The 17,572-nt window shown below is 42.8% G+C and carries 16 protein-coding genes; 6 read left to right on the top strand and 10 right to left on the bottom strand.

Annotated elements, in window-relative coordinates:
* The first annotated feature begins 3 nt into the window (after positions 1-3).
* The 4 genes from EL29_RS10425 to galE all read left to right on the top strand — a co-directional run bounded on the left by EL29_RS10425 (position 4) and on the right by galE (position 4,787).
* The gene (locus EL29_RS10425) at positions 4-1,227 is read left to right on the top strand and encodes a glycosyltransferase (protein ID WP_014594078.1); all 1,224 of its coding nucleotides are present in this window, start codon (positions 4-6) and stop codon (positions 1,225-1,227) included.
* A complete protein-coding gene (locus tag EL29_RS10420; RefSeq protein ID WP_013026374.1) occupies positions 1,224-2,564 on the top strand; it encodes a lipopolysaccharide biosynthesis protein in 1,341 nt (446 codons plus the stop codon). The genes EL29_RS10425 and EL29_RS10420 overlap by 4 nt, the downstream gene beginning before the upstream one ends.
* 267 nt (positions 2,565-2,831) lie before the next feature.
* Positions 2,832-3,728 (top strand): UTP--glucose-1-phosphate uridylyltransferase GalF, encoded by an 897-nt coding sequence (gene galF, locus EL29_RS10415; protein ID WP_014594076.1) that lies wholly within the window; start codon positions 2,832-2,834, stop codon positions 3,726-3,728.
* Positions 3,729-3,773: 45 nt separating this feature from the next.
* The gene (gene galE / locus EL29_RS10410; protein WP_014594075.1) at positions 3,774-4,787 is read left to right on the top strand and encodes a UDP-glucose 4-epimerase GalE; all 1,014 of its coding nucleotides are present in this window, start codon (positions 3,774-3,776) and stop codon (positions 4,785-4,787) included.
* Between the two features lie 245 nt (positions 4,788-5,032).
* Here galE and EL29_RS10405 read toward each other — a convergent pair whose 3' ends face one another.
* A complete protein-coding gene (locus tag EL29_RS10405; RefSeq protein ID WP_014594074.1) occupies positions 5,033-6,025 on the bottom strand; it encodes a hypothetical protein in 993 nt (330 codons plus the stop codon).
* 324 nt (positions 6,026-6,349) lie between these two features.
* Here EL29_RS10405 and EL29_RS10400 point away from each other — a divergent pair, with 324 nt between their 5' ends.
* Entirely contained in the window at positions 6,350-7,378 is a 1,029-nt protein-coding gene (locus EL29_RS10400; RefSeq protein WP_014594073.1) for a WavE lipopolysaccharide synthesis family protein, read from the top strand.
* On the opposite strand, the gene EL29_RS10395 is transcribed toward EL29_RS10400, so the two are convergent.
* Genes EL29_RS10395 through EL29_RS10365 form a run of 7 tightly spaced genes read right to left on the bottom strand, consistent with a single transcriptional unit; the run spans position 7,375 to position 13,180 of the window.
* Positions 7,375-8,211: a glycosyltransferase gene (locus EL29_RS10395; RefSeq protein WP_014594072.1), complete on the bottom strand. Its 837-nt coding sequence runs from the start codon at positions 8,209-8,211 to the stop codon at positions 7,375-7,377. The two genes, EL29_RS10400 and EL29_RS10395, sit on opposite strands and share 4 nt — an antisense overlap.
* A gap of 19 nt (positions 8,212-8,230) precedes the next feature.
* Complete coding sequence (locus tag EL29_RS10390; RefSeq protein WP_014594071.1) at positions 8,231-8,986, bottom strand: ABC transporter ATP-binding protein; 756 nt, start codon at positions 8,984-8,986, stop codon at positions 8,231-8,233.
* Between the two features lie 2 nt (positions 8,987-8,988).
* A complete protein-coding gene (locus EL29_RS10385; protein WP_014594070.1) occupies positions 8,989-9,789 on the bottom strand; it encodes an ABC transporter permease in 801 nt (266 codons plus the stop codon).
* On the bottom strand, positions 9,782-10,486 hold the full coding sequence (locus EL29_RS10380; RefSeq protein ID WP_014594069.1) for a glycosyltransferase family 2 protein: 705 nt from the start codon (positions 10,484-10,486) through the stop codon (positions 9,782-9,784). Before EL29_RS10380 ends, EL29_RS10385 begins: the two co-directional genes overlap by 8 nt.
* On the bottom strand, positions 10,483-12,024 hold the full coding sequence (locus EL29_RS10375; protein ID WP_014594068.1) for a protein kinase family protein: 1,542 nt from the start codon (positions 12,022-12,024) through the stop codon (positions 10,483-10,485). The genes EL29_RS10380 and EL29_RS10375 overlap by 4 nt, the downstream gene beginning before the upstream one ends.
* Positions 12,021-12,395, bottom strand: a complete 375-nt coding sequence (locus EL29_RS10370) for an HAD family hydrolase (protein WP_024471924.1) — start codon at positions 12,393-12,395, stop codon at positions 12,021-12,023. Before EL29_RS10370 ends, EL29_RS10375 begins: the two co-directional genes overlap by 4 nt.
* A complete protein-coding gene (locus tag EL29_RS10365; protein WP_014594067.1) occupies positions 12,392-13,180 on the bottom strand; it encodes a hypothetical protein in 789 nt (262 codons plus the stop codon). The genes EL29_RS10370 and EL29_RS10365 overlap by 4 nt, the downstream gene beginning before the upstream one ends.
* A gap of 678 nt (positions 13,181-13,858) precedes the next feature.
* On the opposite strand from EL29_RS10365, the gene gnd reads away from it, so the two are divergent.
* Complete coding sequence (gnd, locus tag EL29_RS10360) at positions 13,859-15,268, top strand: NADP-dependent phosphogluconate dehydrogenase (RefSeq protein ID WP_028715322.1); 1,410 nt, start codon at positions 13,859-13,861, stop codon at positions 15,266-15,268.
* Between the two features lie 47 nt (positions 15,269-15,315).
* Here the strand turns inward: gnd and EL29_RS10355 are convergent, their stop codons facing one another.
* Positions 15,316-16,614, bottom strand: a complete 1,299-nt coding sequence (locus EL29_RS10355; protein WP_028715321.1) for a succinylglutamate desuccinylase/aspartoacylase family protein — start codon at positions 16,612-16,614, stop codon at positions 15,316-15,318.
* Positions 16,615-16,718: 104 nt separating this feature from the next.
* Complete coding sequence (locus EL29_RS10350) at positions 16,719-17,516, bottom strand: ABC transporter substrate-binding protein (RefSeq protein WP_028715320.1); 798 nt, start codon at positions 17,514-17,516, stop codon at positions 16,719-16,721.
* Between the last annotated feature and the right edge of the window lie 56 nt (positions 17,517-17,572).

Below are 17,572 nucleotides of genomic sequence, written 5' to 3'. Positions count from 1 at the left end.
GTGATGAAACTGACTTTTTTCACGATGCGTTTCCCGGTTGCCTCTGAAACTTTTGTTCTCAACCAGGTCACTCATTTTATTGATGCCGGTTACGACGTTGAGATTATCTCGGTATTTCCGGGAGACCTGGTCAACCGCCACGGCGCATTTGACGAATATGGTCTGGCGGCAAAGACGCATTACCTGTTACCCGAAGAAAAAATTTCCCTGACGGACAAGCTGGGACAGCGGCTGAAACTGGTTCTGCCCAAAATCACCAAAGTGTCGTTACTCCGTTCCCTTAACGTGCGCCGCTATGGCGCACAGTCCAGTAAGCTGCTGCTGCCGGCGATCGTTGCCAATGCGCGTCAGACCTATGTCGCGGATGTTTTCCTGGTGCATTTCGGCTATGCCGGGGCGCTGGCGAATAAACTGCGTGAACTGGGTATCCTGAAAGGCAAACAGGCAACGGTGTTTCACGGGGCGGATATCTCTCGTCGTCACATCCTCGACGAGCATAAGCAGGATTACCGTAATCTGTTTCAGCAGAGTGAGCTGATGTTGCCCATCAGCCATCTTTGGCAGAACAAGCTGATTGAAATGGGCTGCCCGCCTGAAAAAATTCACGTTACCCGCATGGGAATTGAACCTGAAAAATTCAATTTCCAGCCGCGTGATGCCTTCCATACACCGTTGCGCATTGTTTCCGTTGCCCGTCTGACCGAAAAGAAAGGACTGGATGTAGCGGTGAAAGCCAGCGCCATTCTGAAACAGCGCGGTGGCCAGTTCCAGTACACCATCATTGGCAATGGCGATCAGGATCAGATGATGCGTGACTTTATTGCGCGCGAAGAGATGGACGACTGCGTGACGATGCCGGGTTTCAAACCTCAGGAAGAGATCCGTCAGGCCCTCAACGAAGCGGATATATTTCTGCTGCCCTCTAAAACGGCCGCAGATGGCGACATGGAAGGCATTCCGGTTGCGCTGATGGAGGCGATGGCGGTAGGGCTGCCAGTGGTCTCCACCTTCCACAGCGGCATTCCGGAACTGATCGAAAATAACGTTTCTGGCTGGTTAGTGAAGGAAGATGACGCCGAGGCGCTGGCCGAGACGCTGCTGAAATTGTCAGAAGGCGCGGTGGACGTGGCACCGGTTGTTGCCGCAGCCAGACATAAAGTTGAAACCGAGTTTAATCAGCACATCGCGTATCGCGAGCTGGCACAGATTCTGGAGCAAATGGTTTGAGTGGAATAAAGTCACAGGCGATTTGGTTGTTTGGCAGTACCTGTTTCTCTGCTGTATTACAGGTTGCTCAACTGAGTATTCTCGCCCGTAAACTCGAAACCCATGAGCTGGGGCTGTTGGCGATCATCAACGCTATTTTAGCGGTGGCGGGCGTGCTGCAGGACATGGGCATGAGCAGTTATCTGGTCCATCGCCAGAATATTACCCGACGCGAACAGAGCACCATCTATTGGGTCAACGTCTCGCTCAGCTTATGTACCGGCGTTGTCATGCTGCTGATTGCCTGGCCTGTTGCCTGGTTCTATCATCTGCCGGAACTGGTAGGGTTGATTATGCTGACGAGCCTGAACTTTCTGGTGCTGGGGCATCTTTCGCAATATCAGGCCCACTACATTAAAACCAAACGCATGGTGTCGCTGGCGAAGATCGAAATGGGCACCAAACTGTTTGCCTTCCTGTGCGTGGTGGCGATGCTGGAGTTTACCTCGCTGACGGTGGCCGCCGCGATTCTGGGGCTGTTTATTAACGCCTTTACCCGCATCCTGTGCATGATCGCGCTGGGTGAGAAGTCATGGCGTCCCACATGGGAGTTCGATAAACAGACTTTCTTTAGTGCGATTCGTTACGGTATCTATCAACTGGGTTCGCAGACCATTAACCAGCTTCGTACTCAGGCCGATGCGCTGGTGGTAGGTAAAGTGATGGGGGCAGAAATGCTCGGCGTCTATTCTCTGGCGAAAGAGCTGGTACTGCAGCCCCTGAAGTTGGTTTCGCCGGTGATTAACCGTCTGGCGCTACCGCGCTTCGCGGAAAAACAGCAGGATCCCGAGCAGTTGAAGAAGCTGTTCCTGAAAGGCACGCTGGTGATTATGCTCTTCAGCAGTGCCATGTACCTTGCTATCGGTATCTTGTCTCCTGTCATCGTACGCATTCTGTATGGTGCGTCTCACGAGCAGGTTTATCATCTTATCCCGCTGATGCTGCTGTTTGGCATGCTGCGTCCGATGGGTGGACTAACTGGCGCCATTTCACAGGCAAATGGCCGAACCAACGTGGAGTTCTACTGGAACATCGTGGCCAGCCTGGTCGTCATGGCTGTGCTTGCGACCACCTTTATCTGGCCAAACGTGCTTTACGTCGCGCTGACGTTGTCGATCTCACAGGTACTGATTTCAGCGCTGGCGCATCCGTTCTTTATCAAGCCGGTTATTGGTATTCGCTTCATCCCTTATGCCCGACAGTGGGTATCTGTATCGGTCCTGTTTGTGGGGCTGATGCTGCTGGTAAATCACTTTGACCTTTTCGTGATGCCAGAATGGTTTGAACAGTGGCTGTGATGCCAATAACAACGGGCGACTTAGGTCGCCCGTTTCTTTTTATGGCTGGCACCAAAAACGGCGACGTCAATTTCTCTGCCGCTCATGTGGCCGGTCTTTACTGTTTGTGTTAACTCAGTTTATGGGGATGTTTACTCTAGGTAAAATCCCGAATTTGTAAGATTTCACAGCGAGTTAGTGTCGGCTTTTCAGATAAAGATTATACTTCCTTTTCCGGTCCATCCGGCATAATTGACGCATGTCTTCACTTCATTAGATGGAATAACTATGACCAAGCTTAAAGCAGTAATCCCGGTTGCGGGTCTCGGTATGCATATGCTTCCGGCGACTAAAGCCATTCCGAAAGAGATGCTGCCTGTCGTGGACAAGCCAATGATTCAATACATCATTGATGAGTGTGTTGCAGCAGGGATCAAAGAGATTGTGCTGGTCACCCATGCGTCCAAGAATGCGGTAGAAAACCACTTCGATACCACCTATGAACTCGAAGCCCTGCTGGAAGCACGCGTTAAACGCCAGCTGCTGAGTGAAGTCCAGTCAATCTGCCCGCCGGGCGTGACCATCATGAACGTGCGTCAGGCGCAGCCACTGGGCCTGGGGCATTCTATTCTCTGCGCGCGTCCAATGATCGGCGACAATCCTTTTGTGGTTGTCCTGCCTGACGTGCTGTTGGACGATTCCACCGCTGACCATTTACGATATAATCTGGCGGCGATGGTTGCGCGTTTTGAAGAGACTGGTCACAGCCAGGTGCTGGCAAAACACCTCACCGACTACGATCTGTCTGAATACTCAGTGATCACGACTGAGCAGCCGCTGGAAAACCCAGGTGATGTCAGCACGATTACTGACTTCGTTGAGAAACCTGAGCATCCGGCCGAGTTAAACTCAGACCTGGCAGCGGTGGGACGCTACGTGCTTTCAGCCGATATCTGGGCTGAGCTGGAGCGTACCGAACCGGGCGCATGGGGCCGTATTCAGTTAACGGATGCTATCGCCAGCCTGAGTAAGAAGAAAACGGTCGATGTCTCACTCATGACGGGTCACAGTTTCGACTGCGGACGTAAAATGGGTTACATGCAGGCATTTGTCTCCTACGGTCTGCGCAATAACGCTCAGGGCCGCGACTTCCGCGAAGCGATCGAGAAAATTCTGGCGAAGTAATCAACTATCATTCGCCGCGGCTAACGCGGCAGAAAGGGAGAAGAGATGGCTATTTTGGTAACGGGCGGGGCAGGTTATATCGGCTCCCACACAGTGCTGGCACTGCTTGAGCGCGGTGATGATGTGGTGGTACTGGATAATCTGTGCAATGCCTCGCGTGAGGCCATCAATCGGGTTGAGAAACTCGCCGGCAAGAAAGCAACGTTTATCGAAGGCGACGTTCTTGACCGCGCCTGCCTGCGTGACCTGTTTGCCTCCCACAGCATTTCTGCCGTGATTCACTTCGCCGCACTTAAAGCGGTGGGTGAATCCACGCGTATGCCTCTGGAATACTACGAAAATAACGTATCCGGTACGGTCGTACTGCTTGAAGAGATGCGCAACGCGGGCGTATGGAACTTCATTTTTAGTTCTTCCGCTACTGTTTATGGTGCCAATGCCCCGGTGCCTTACGTGGAAACCACACCGATTGGCGGCACAACCAGCCCATATGGCACCTCTAAGCTCATGGTCGAATTTATCATTCGGGATTTCGCCAAAGCTGAGCCGAAGTTCAAAACCATTGCACTGCGTTACTTTAACCCGGTCGGTGCGCATGAGTCGGGCGAGATTGGCGAAGACCCAACCGGTATCCCTAACAACCTGCTGCCTTACATTGCACAGGTTGCCATCGGTCGTCTGGATAAACTCGGCGTGTTTGGTGGTGACTACGATACGCCAGACGGCACCTGTCTGCGTGACTACATCCATGTCGTTGACCTTGCTGAAGGCCACCTGAAAGCGCTGGACCACCTCGATAAAATTGAAGGCTATAAAGCCTATAATCTGGGTGGTGGGAAAGGCTTCTCGGTGCTGGAAATGATCAAGGCGTTTGAGCAAGCCTCAGGCAAGCCCATTCCGTTTGAAATCAAGCCGCGTCGTGACGGTGATCTTCCGGCATTCTGGGCCGATGCGTCACTGGCCAACCAGGAACTGGACTGGCGGGTTTCGCGTGGTATCGATGCGATGATGCGTGATACGTGGAACTGGCAGTCGAAGAATCCGGAAGGGTTTAATTAAATACCCAAAAAACCCGCATACTTGCGGGTTTTTTTTAGGTTTTAAATTTGAATTTTTGATTTTTCGGGAAATTTAGATTAGATTTAAATGCTTATATTATTTATTTTATTTAAAATATTATATTTAATAAATCCTTTTTACTTTTTATTTATAAACTTACATTACAAATTATTAAGAGTAAATAAAGTTGGTTAAAATAAATAAGTAAAAGAGGGTTTTTACATTGCTGATAACATATGTGTAATTTAGTTAAAGTATTTGTTTTTTAAGGCTCTCATCCTCATACGTCCGAACTTTAAAAGATACTTTATTGGTCTTTTCTTGATACGAGCCTGAACTATAGGATGATAACGATCTATAATATCGAGAATCATTAGGTCAGTTACTGTAGTAATAGTTCCTGCATCAGATCTTACAATTTCGTAAGGCCAGTCATCAGTGTATTTAACCTTAAGCCCTCCACATGCAACTAAATGAAAATATAGAAGTGTTTCTGGTGTCAACGGAACTTTCTGAGTTATATAATCTTTTAAGTTCGGCAAAAAAGATTCAATAAGTTCTGATGAGTTTCTGGAAAATACTAGTAACTGATCATTGAAACCTACGTTTGTAGGAATCATTTTTCCAGTAGAGCGATTTCTGTATGCAAGAACTTTCGCCAATCCATGATTTCTGTTCCCAGTATGCTGGCAAAAGTCTACTCCTGAAGGGATATATACAAAACCTTCTCGAATATTTTTAAGATTAAATTTAGAGTAAAATGATAGATCAGGGCGAGTAATTATGACTTTATCATATTTAAAATCGTTCTGAGATTCAAACTCTTTCATGAGCTTGAAGACTCCGTGAATATTGTAGAACATACTAAAAAATCTTGCAGGATTTAAACTAAAAAGCCATTGGTTTTTATCAATGAATGATGCCTCATTATTGAAATGATCAAAATTCCTGTCGTGAAGTTTATAAGAAGTTAAGTGACGACCGTAATTTTTTTCTAATCTTGTTGCAACTCCTCCAGCAACCTCATGAGCATCATTTTTAGGATTAATTTTAAGGAAACCAGATTTATCCAAGATACCTTGATGTATTTTTAAGGGGCTGTCAGATGAGTCAGGACCGAAATAGAAAATGTCAGCATTATTAGGGATTACTATATTGTTTAGTAATGATCCTGCAGTTATTTCAGCAGTCCGTAAGAAGCCATATAATAATACTGCAACCTTTTGCTCTTTATCCATTTTATTTCCTGTCTATAAAGTTATATATAATCTTTTCTCGGGGCTTAAGTTTTTAAGTACCTTGTCTAATACGGTTCTGTAACTTAATAATAGGGTGTTTAAATTCTTCCATCATAAAAATTTTCTTTAAACTTATTTATTTTATATCTAACTTTCAAAAGACGTGTGAAATAGCTAGATGCAGTGCCTTTTCAATTATCTCCTGTGCAAGCGTGATAGTATTTATATGACAACTAAATTCAATAAGTGTAAGATAAGCGAATTATATACGTGGTTATGCATGTTAATAGGGCGTTTCAAAACTAAAGTTTATAGGCAAAACGTATGAATGAAACATCAAAAATAAGTGTAGTGATTGCTGGTACGCAATATAGCGAGTTTGATATTAAATATACAGTCAGCATGCTGAGAGATTGTTTTGACAATCCAGAAATCATTTTATCCACAAACGATACCTCATTTGCAGAATCTTGCAATAAAACTAACTACTTTAACAAGGTTATTTTATGCAAAAATGAGGGTGAGTTACCATCATTAAAATTTCCTCAAACATTAATTTCACCTATTGTTAATAATAATATTAATAAGCAAATTGCTTGCTCTTATTCTGGAGTCAAAGCTGCATCCAACTCATTAGTAATGAAATTACGCACTGATCAAATTATTGTCAATAACAACGTACTAACACTTTGGTCTTTAATAAATGAAATCCCTCAACTCTCTGGAGTTGAGAATAAAAGAATTATAACTTCGAGTGTGTTTTCAATAAACCCAAGGTTTAGCGAAAGGATGCCTTTTCATATTGGTGATATGTTTCAGTTCGGATATAAACAAGATATTTTAGATTACTATTCCGCTCCAGAATATCCATTCTCGTACTCCATTTGGTATGAAAATCATTTTCATAGTGTAGGAAGTAATAAAAATGAAAAGGCTTTTAGGTCAAAATATGCTGTTGAGCAATGGTTAGCCTTGCACTATATCTATAAGAAAGAAAAAAAATTCCCCATAAAATATCATAATGACTGTTCTGAAAAAATTATTGCAGAATTCGAGAGTGTTTTTCCAGAGCATTTTATTATTGCACACCCGGATGATATCGGTCTTCGTGTATCTAAATTTGAGAGCGCAAGAAGTTACTTTAACACGCAATGCTACTCAACATATGAGTCGATAGAGTTACTAAAGAAAATGCATTCTAACATTACAATACACAATTTTTACAAACCTAAAGGGATAAGTAAAAATAAATTTATTTACCTCATGGCTTTATTAAATAATAATATTGTACAAGTTTTAATTAAAAAAATGCCATTGGAGCTTAAAGAATGGTTAAAAAAAATGATTTCCTAGCGTAGTATTTTGTAAATAATTTTAGATAAAGCGATTGGCATTATCCTGATTGCGAAATGCGCAAAACTATATGTGACATTTCGCAATAAGTTATTTTGGCTGTGCCTTATATAATTAATCCGGCACAGCATTTCCGAATATGCCTTCTTTATCCCCGTTCTGCGGTGCAGTGTAGCGTTGTTGAGTCTGTAGAATAAGACAATGTCAGGTATATTGTGAAATATGTAACCTGAAAGAGCAAGGTCAAGCCAAAATGCTAAATCTTCCGAAAGATGTGTCTTAACCGGATAGCGTTTACCTTTAACAAAAACTCTTTTTCTAAAAACAACTGTAGGGTGAATAAAGGGAGTAAGCTTTATAATATTATGCTTTATTTTAAAATCGGAACCAGATTTTATTATGGTTTTATAAAAAATACCGAATTCTTTGCAACTCCCACCTAAAACATCAATATTCTCATTCTTAATAAGAAAAGATCTTTGTAAGTCAATTCTTTTTAATGCGCTAATGTCATCAGCGTCCATCCTAAAGAAAAATTCTATATTAGGATGGTTGTATAGTAAGTGATCAATTGATTCATTGAGAGAAGTTGCCAGCCCTCTGTTAATATCAGAATTAATAACTCTGATGAAACTAAAATTTTCTAAAAAGAAATTTACAACTACTTTCAATGCATTTGAAATGTTACCGTCTATAAAAATCAGAACAACAAATCCGTCAGCGGTTTGATTTACTAAGCTCCAGAGGCTGCAATAAAGCTGAAAAGGTTTATCTTTATAATATACTGACATTATTACAGCAGCATCTGCTTCATCAAAATTGCGATGTATCATCAGGTTTTGTTTATCTTAGTTAACTTGTTACGCGTGAGTGTGCATAAAAATCGTAAGCATCATCAACTGAACCGTTAAAAACAATTTTTCCAGCATCTAAGACAACCCCTTTTGTACAGAATGATTTAACATCAGCTTCAGAGTGCGAAGAGAACACTAAAATACCGACGGATTCAATCAAATTCAAGATGCGTTTACGTGCTTTATCCATGAAATTAGCATCACCCGCTCCGATGACTTCGTCTAATAATAAGATATCAGGTTTCACAGCAGTCGATATAGCAAATGCAAGACGTACTGACATACCCGATGAATAAGTTCTTACTGGGAGATCAATAAAATCTGCCAAATCTGTGAAATCAATAATCTCATCTATTGTTTCATTTATTTGGCGTTTGGACATACCTAAAAGCATACCACGAGAATAAATATTTTCACGGCCGGACGATTCGGGATTAACCCCCAAATTAATATCGAGTAAGCTCGCAATGCTCCCTTTGCTTTCTATTTCACCCTGTGTAGGCTCGTAAATTCCTGCCATTGTTTTAAGTAGAGTCGATTTTCCTGCACCATTATGGCCGATCAAGGCTAATCTATCACCATGTTCTAATTTCAAATTGATGTTTTTTAATGCATCAACCGTGACTTGTCTGGAGTTTGATGATATGACGCCTCCAGTAGTTAATCTCACAAAGTTTGCTTTAAGAGAACGTGATTTAACGTCAAAGATTGGATAGCTGACGGCAACATTGTCAAGTTTCAAATAAGAGGACATGATTAAACCCAATAAGATATTTTCTTGCGAGAACAGCTGAAAGTATAAAAGCTGACAATCACATTAATAATTGTAAAAACCAATATATATTTAATGCTAGGATGCATAACTGCCGGAGGGAAGTCTGCGGGTAGCAACGAGTACCTTATAAAATCAATAAAATGATAAATAGGGTTCCATTCTAAAAGATATGCTTTGGTTCGCATTGACTCAGTCGGTATCCACATAACAGGAGTAACTAAAAAACCTATTTGCAGAATAGATGCAACTATCTGGCGCAGGTCCATGAATCGTGTACATACGCATGCGAGTGTTAGAGACATAAAGAAAATATTAAACGTTAGAATACATAATCCAAACAACGCCTTACCAATGGTGTAGAAAGTCAATGTACTGTCGAAAAAAATTAAACATATGACCAATATAATGGCATTATGCAAGAAAAAGTAAAAGTTCCTTGCAACAGATTGGTAAATAAAAACGCTTCTTTCAATTTTTATTTGTTTTATAAATCCTGCGCAGGCAATGAAAGAATCGGCGGATTCAATAATGGTTTGGTTGATGTAATTCCAAACGAGGATACCAAGTGACATATATAGCAAATAATGCTTTATATCTTGATTGAATAGTGTTGAAAATACTGTTGATATTGAAATAACATATATAGCTGTGCTTGCAGTGATCCAAAATGGTCCCAAAATACTTCTGCGATAGCGAATGACAATCTCCTGCCATGCCATATAGCTCCAAAACTGATACTTCTTGAATCCATCAAATATATCTTTCAACGCCAGTTTAAACATTATCAGTGCCCAAAAAATCAGTATATTCCGTAGGTGTGCCCATAAAGATATGTTTCTCAATAGACGTCAATTTATAGTGAACGCTCATTTTCTTATCAATGATAAAGTTAAACATTGGAGCTATATAGAGTTCACCCATACTTTCACGTTGCATTTCGATATACGCATTAATATAAATCTCTTTACTTTTAAAACCGTATACTCCGTTTGAGCACAGATCTGAAATGCGTACTTTTTCCGTCGTTTTCAGTACTTTTGATGTGTTGCCGTCGGGGAGGGCAAAAGACCAGTGTTCACCTTCACCTTTAAAGACTTCCAAATAAGCATCATTTTGAGTCTCAAAAAATTTAAATTCTTTTTCGTAGGTATCGATGTTAAAAACTACAAAAGGTAGATCATTCGGCACTTTGTCTAAACTTAAAAAAACCGTTTCAGCCTGGCCGCGAGTTTCAGAGCTCAAAACTACGATTTCAAAATCTTTGATACCAATTTTATTTATTTCAGAAGCCACGAAGGAGGGCGTGTCGTAGACATCGCGACAAATAAATATAAATTTTTCGGAGTCATAGTAATCTTCAAATGTTTTGACTGACCATTCAAATAGAGTTTTTCCATGAGCTTCAAGTTTGTACTTAGGTTGAGTATAGCCTGCTTTGAAGAAACGGCTGCTGAGGCCAGCCATAGGAATAATGATCATTGTTTTACTTCCTTATAAAGATTTATAGCTGTTGCTACAAATGCTGCCTGCCGATCCGGCCTGTCATAATGTAAAGGTAACATTGATAAGAACAATGTTGTCGTAATCGCGAGAATTTCTTTATAAGAAAAAGCTGATTTTTCGAATTGTTTTTTTACTAAATCGCTAAGATCAGCGCTGCTATCAGGGATAGTTAATTCAAGTGTTACACCATCATCATTAACAATAAACCTGTCAGAAATTATGTAATCGTATTTACCAATTGCTGAGTGTAATATTTTAGCAAGATCATAACGAATGTCACCATAGATACTTATTATCCCATTAAAGTCGATTCCTCTGGGATCAATAACTTTAATGTCGTTTTTCTTGAAATCGTACAAAATATTACTGAAACAAAAATCACCATGGATGAAAGTACTTTTTGATTCTTTACTAATTAGATCATGCATCTCATAAAGCATTTTTTTAAGCTCAAACTTATTTCCTTCAGAGTCTTGAATGATCTTTTTGTAGCGAGGATTGTCTTTAGTAAATTCGTCAAGGCGGTCTTCATTCTTAGATACTAATGATGTGTAGAAATCTTCATTAACAGAACTCGCAGGAATTTCATAACATTTTTCTATAAAGTTAAAGCAAGACGTTATGATGTGAGCCCAGATAGCCTTGGGATGGTTACCATAAACAAATAATTCGGTGAGAGTAGGAGAATAAAGGTATTCAAGCTTATATTTATAAACTTCGTTTTCATCACCATGACTTATCAGCATCGGAGCGTAATAAGCCATTTCTTCTGGGATTTTACTAAACCAATTAGCTTCCGCCTGAAGCTTTCCTTTCTTAGCCGAGCGTTTTTCTACGTAATACTTGTTTATAGTCAGTTCATTGAACGCTCTTGCTGTAGAAACAATTGTCTTGGAGTCATAAAAAGTATTTAGATGACCGAAATCGAGCCAGTCTTCGCGATATTGTTGGCTAAAAGGTGTTGTTTCGTGATATTTTACCAAACTTTCTGCGAGTTCAAATTTAGAGCTTATTAAGTTGCGGATTAACAGTTGTGGTTTAGATATAGCCAAAATGCCGCAAAATACGGATTCATTACTTTCAAACGCATTATTCATGACCATCCATGAATAATTGAAGTCTGAGTGTGCAGTAAATATAACATCTTTATTTTTTTCATCAATATTTAAAGGTGAACGTAATAAGGTATCACCGTAATAAATAACAACGTGCTCATCTTCGGCACTACAACTCGAAGCCAAGCTAAAAGCAATGCTTTGACCAAGAGAAAAATTTTCATCAATACGAATTATTTCCACAGATAATTCGGATAAAACCTTTTCATCCCATGAAGACATATTATAACTCTTGGGTAGCGTTAAAAATATCTTCTCATCTTTACTTTCTTCACGGATGTGTTTTATTTGATAAGTGTATAGTCTTTTATTTCCTACGGGAAGAAAAGCTGGGGGGAGTTGTCCAAACTCGGCACGTAGATCCTGATCAACATACTGAGCTGATAATATGATAATCATTTTTCTTTCCTTAGCAGCTCAATTATCTCATCATAAGACATATTAATAAATTCACTCGGGCGAACAGCCTTATCATCTATATAGAATCCTTCATGACCGCACCATGGTTTTCCGACATAGATTTCGTCGTAAGGTATCTCATTTTCTTCTAACCACTTAATGATAACCGGTAATGTATTCTTGTTAATAAGCCCTACATTGTTATTAAACGAATTCATATTTCTACTTGTGTTTAAGACTATAGTAAAACCCAGGGCCTTGTATTCTCTGATTTTTTCTAGCAAGTCCCTGTTGACAATGGCATCTTCATATCCATTTTCACCTTTACCTTTTGTCAGGGTCATATCAATGTCAACAATCAGTTTTTTCATGGTATATGTTTCTTTAAGTTGTCGATTATGCAGAATTTAACGATAGTCCTGAGTACAATCATTGGAATACCGACATAGCATTTTATTTTTCTATATAAGTATACTTGTTGCTTGATTATTTCAAAGATGCTGAGCGTATTTAAATAGGCTCTTTTTTTCTCGTTTAATTTGTAAAAAGGTGATTTTATAAATTTAATTTTAAAACCTGATTCCATTAAGTTATATATCATTAATTGGTCGCTAACATAACCATACTTTTCTTTGAAATATATCTTATGGATAGTCTTTTTAGAGAATATTATTTTTTGTAAGGGCGCAAGGAGCGGTCTGCCTTTAATAAAGTTTGTTTTTATAATCTGCTCTGCGGATTTAATATTTAATTCTTTTTCAGAAGTATTTTCTTTTAATTTCATCCAACTATTTATGAAATAGTCATTTATATATAAATCACTGTCCATTTCTAGAGAAGGAAAGTTCTCAAGTAATAAATCATCTCCACAAAAGTAGAACGAAAATGTCTTAAAGTTAAAGTTTCTTGTTGCGTTATCGACTAAAAACTTCCAGTGAGCGGTTCTGTCAAGTTGAGAATCTGGATGAATAATGAGCACGTTTTCATTTTTGTCGAAAAACGATCTACAAAAATCAGCACTTTTTTTGTTAGGTAGGCTGATAAGAAAGCTCAATCTTCTTGACTTTTCGCAATATAGATCACTCACTTTATTTATCAATTCAATATCTACGTCTTTCATTGGAATAAGAAAGAGATGATCATACGTATCAAGCATTAGGGTGACCGTTTGATTTGGTATCGTTGTAGCCTACTGATTTTATTGGTTTCTTGAAGGCACGCTACCGCCCCAGGCTTTACAGCTACCAGTGCACTAGGTTGAAGTCTTCAAATTTTTTTTTCAAAAGCTTTGCTACAACAAAAGCTTATGCTGCAGTTTTTGGGCTATTTTTACAAGTTGGCGCATGCCATTCGCATTTTAATTCCCTTAAAAAACAGCAAGTTGAGGTGATTGTCAAGCAATCATAAAATAATTTATACGCATAAATTTAAATGAAAACTAGTAAGAACTTTCTGTAATGCAGTTGGCATTCTCATGTTTGTCTAGGTTTCACCTTTTATGCTAAATCTCCATAACTATACGCTTTTCCGCATAAATTCACCAACTCCACCAATACTGTTTGGTTTTTTTATATACTATTTATATGGTTATTTTTACATACTCTTACGCTTGTGCAACTCTCACTGCCTAAGTGATAGCTAATCTTACCTTTGATCGAACTTACAAGGGCTTAACTAACTCTTAAGTCTATAAATCTATGGGGTTTTAATAACCTTTGGTGTTTTCTAAATCGCATCAATCACTACCTCTTTTGAACCAGAGTGAGTTAACATGTCCCTCACTTTTGTTCATACACAGTTGTGTGTGATGTGACCCTTCAGACAGGAGTAAAAAATGTCCAAGCAACAAATCGGTGTTGTCGGTATGGCAGTCATGGGCCGCAACCTGGCTCTTAACATTGAGAGCCGCGGTTACACCGTTTCTGTCTTCAACCGCTCGCGCGAGAAGACCGATGAAGTGATTGCTGAGAATCCAGGTAAGAAGCTTGCGCCGTTCTACACCGTTGAAGAGTTTGTTGATTCACTGGAAAAACCACGCCGCATTCTGCTGATGGTGCAAGCAGGTGAAGCGACTGACAAGACTATCGCCTCACTCACCCCGCATCTTGATAAAGGCGATATCCTGATTGATGGTGGTAATACCTTCTACAAAGATACCATTCGTCGCAACAAAGAACTTTCTGATCAGGGCTTTAACTTTATCGGCACCGGCGTTTCCGGTGGCGAGGAGGGCGCTCTGAAAGGTCCATCTATCATGCCCGGCGGTCAGAAAGAAGCGTACGAGCTGGTTGCCCCTATTCTTGATAAGATTGCTGCTCGTGCTGAAGATGGTGAAGCTTGTGTTTCCTATATCGGGCCGGACGGTGCGGGTCACTATGTGAAGATGGTTCACAACGGTATCGAATACGGTGACATGCAGCTTATCGCAGAAGCGTATGCGCTGCTAAAAGGTGCATTGGGTCTGAATAACGAAGAGCTGGCCGCGACCTTTACTGACTGGAACAATGGTGAACTAAGCAGTTACCTCATCGATATCACCAAAGATATCTTCACCAAAAAAGATGAAGATGGTCATTATCTGGTTGATGTTATCCTTGATGAAGCCGCCAACAAAGGTACGGGTAAGTGGACCAGCCAGAGTTCTCTGGATCTCGGTGAACCACTGTCACTGATTACCGAATCTGTATTTGCGCGCTATCTGTCTTCACTCAAGACTCAGCGTGTAGCGGCTTCAAAAGTTCTGAGCGGTCCCCAGGCCAAAGCCTTTACGGGTGATAAAGCGGAATTCGTTGAAAAAGTACGCCGTGCGCTCTATCTGGGCAAGATTGTTTCTTACGCTCAGGGTTTCTCACAGCTGCGTGCTGCGTCAGAAGAGAATAACTGGGATCTGCACTACGGTGAAATCGCTAAGATTTTTCGTGCTGGCTGCATCATCCGTGCTCAGTTCCTGCAGAAGATTACTGATGCTTATGCAGCAGATGCGGGTATCGCTAATCTGTTACTGGCACCTTACTTCAAAGATATTGCTGATCAGTATCAACAGGCGCTGCGTGATGTGGTTGCTTATGCTGTACAGAACGGTATCCCAACGCCGACGTTCTCAGCAGCCATTGCGTACTACGATAGCTACCGTTCAGAAGTGCTGCCCGCTAATCTGATCCAGGCACAACGTGACTATTTTGGTGCTCACACCTATAAGCGTATTGATAAAGACGGTGTGTTCCACACTGAGTGGTTAGATTGATCATCTGACATCAAAGCACTATAAGGCTTCCCTCGGGAAGCCTTTTTTTACCCCACCAACAAATCCCCACTCCGCACCGACTTCTCTCCCGCCAGCCTCAACACCAGCATCCCTGCCGTGGCAAATCTGGCCCAGTGCCGGGCATAAAGTATCCCGCCAAACTCCGCCACCAGTGGCGTGATATGGTCCGTTACCGGATCGACAATCTCCGCCACCACTTCACCTGGCCTGATAAGGGCGCCCAGCGGTTTACGATGCAGAATCAGTCCCGAGACGGGCGAGTGAACGTATTCGCAACCGGCAAGCGGGGTGGGCGGATTTTTCAGCGCAGGTGATGATGCTGACGTACCCTCGGTGTGACGCTGCTTAATAATCCTGCTTTCATCGGCAGCCTGAGCAAGACCCGGAGCCCCGAGTCCTGTACCGCTCTCATCAACGCCGACTAAATCTTCGCCTCCGCTGGCGACGGATACCAGCTCATCCCCGCCAATCACCGGTGCCGCGACCTCGACAGAAACGGCAGCCTCATCGGCGGTAATGTAGCCCGATTCCTGCAGCGCGCTGATAATCGCATCGGCATCCTGTTCCGCCTGCTCTGGCGACACGTCGCGTACGCCACGGAGTTCAAGGGTTACGGGTAATAAACCCTGCGGCATGGGGAACTGTTCGGCAAAACGTTCTGCCAGCGTCAGCCAGGGCTCACAACAGGCTTCATCAAATGGCTCCCCGCCGGAAACTTGTGCCAGCAGCTGAACTTCACTACCTAACCAGCGTGCCAGCGGTTCGACCGCAGGCCATGCGTGCGGTGTGGTATAGAGGTGCGGCAGGGCTTCCCAGTCGCAGTGTAGATCGATCATTAAATCCGCCTGGCTCGCCATGCGCATGAGCGTGAACCGCTGCGCTTCCAGCTCCGTTTTCGGTACGGTATCGCGGTAGTAGCGATCGATTGCATCACGAATCAGTCGCTTGTTTTGGGTTTCGTTTGGCGTCAGTACGCCAGCCAGATCGTTAGCCAGCGTGGTGCCGAGTGATGGAAACTTACGGTTAAAGTCTTGTCCAGTCTGCGTATGGAAGCGTCCCAAATGGGTGCCATGCCAGTGCTGGCCTAGCGCAATAGGATTTGAAACCGGGATCAGGGTGAAAGAGGCTTTTAACCGTCCGGCTGACTCCAGCGTTTGCAGACGTTGTTTCAGGTACCACGCAACCGCCATGCCAGGTATTTCATCGCCGTGTAAGGCAGCCTGGATATAAACCTGTCGCGTAGCGTCATCGCCAAAATGAAAACTGATAATTTCACGCTGGGTGCCGAGAGAGGCGCTTAACAAGGGGTGATGTTGTTGGTACATACCGTGTTAATGTCCTTTTGTCGGTTCAGGGCGACAAGGGCCGCCCATAAAGTCATTGAGTATAGCCCTGCACAGGCAGGAGAGCGAAAAAGCCCGCCATGACGTTACTTCTGAATCGAAATATCGGTTGAGAAATAGCGCTTCTGAATCTTATCAAAGGTGCCATTTTTCTTAATTTCATCAAAGGCTGTATCCAGCGCGGTCTTCAGCTCGGCATCCCCTTTACGCAGACCAATCGCCGTGCCCGGTCCAATAATCGGATCCTGAACAATCGGGCCTGCCAGCGCAAAATCTTTGCCCTGCGGCTGTTTCAGAAAACCATTGGCGGCCTGCGCCGCGTCGGTAAAGACCGCGTCAAGGCGTCCGGCCACTAAATCGCTTTCCACCTGAGCCTGATCGCCGTAAGGCACCACAGTCACGCCATGCGGCTGCCATTTTGCGCGGGCATAACGTTCCTGCACCGTGCCCTGTTCAACACCCACCGTTTTCCCTTTCAGCGACTCTGGCGTCGGTAACAGGCCAGACCCTTTGCGTGCGATAAGCTGAGCGTGGGTATCGTAAAGCGGCTGGGTAAAGTCTATTTGCTTCAAACGCTCTTCTGTAATGCCCATGTCAGACAGGATGGCATCGAATTTACGGGCTTTAAGTGCCGGGATCATGCCGTCGAACTGACTTTCCACCCACACGCACTTCGCCTGCATTTGTGCACACAGGGCGTTGCCTAAGTCGATATCGAACCCCACCAGTTTGCCCTGCGGTGTTTTTGATTCGAAAGGCGGATAGGTGGGATCGACGGCGAAGCGGACCTGTTCGATTTTTGCCTGTGCGCCGAATGCGCAACCAGCAAGCACGGCCAGTGCCAGCGCAGCGCGCAGGCGAATTTTGAGGGTTTTCATTGCCATAGTTCAGATCTTCTGTTGTCGTAATGTTGTATCACGCAGAGTACCTTTCGACCGGG

This window comes from Pantoea ananatis LMG 2665 (genome assembly GCF_000710035.2).
Classification (GTDB): domain Bacteria; phylum Pseudomonadota; class Gammaproteobacteria; order Enterobacterales; family Enterobacteriaceae; genus Pantoea; species Pantoea ananatis.
Note: the sequence above shows the minus strand (reverse complement) of the source record. Positions and strands in the feature narration are given on the sequence as shown.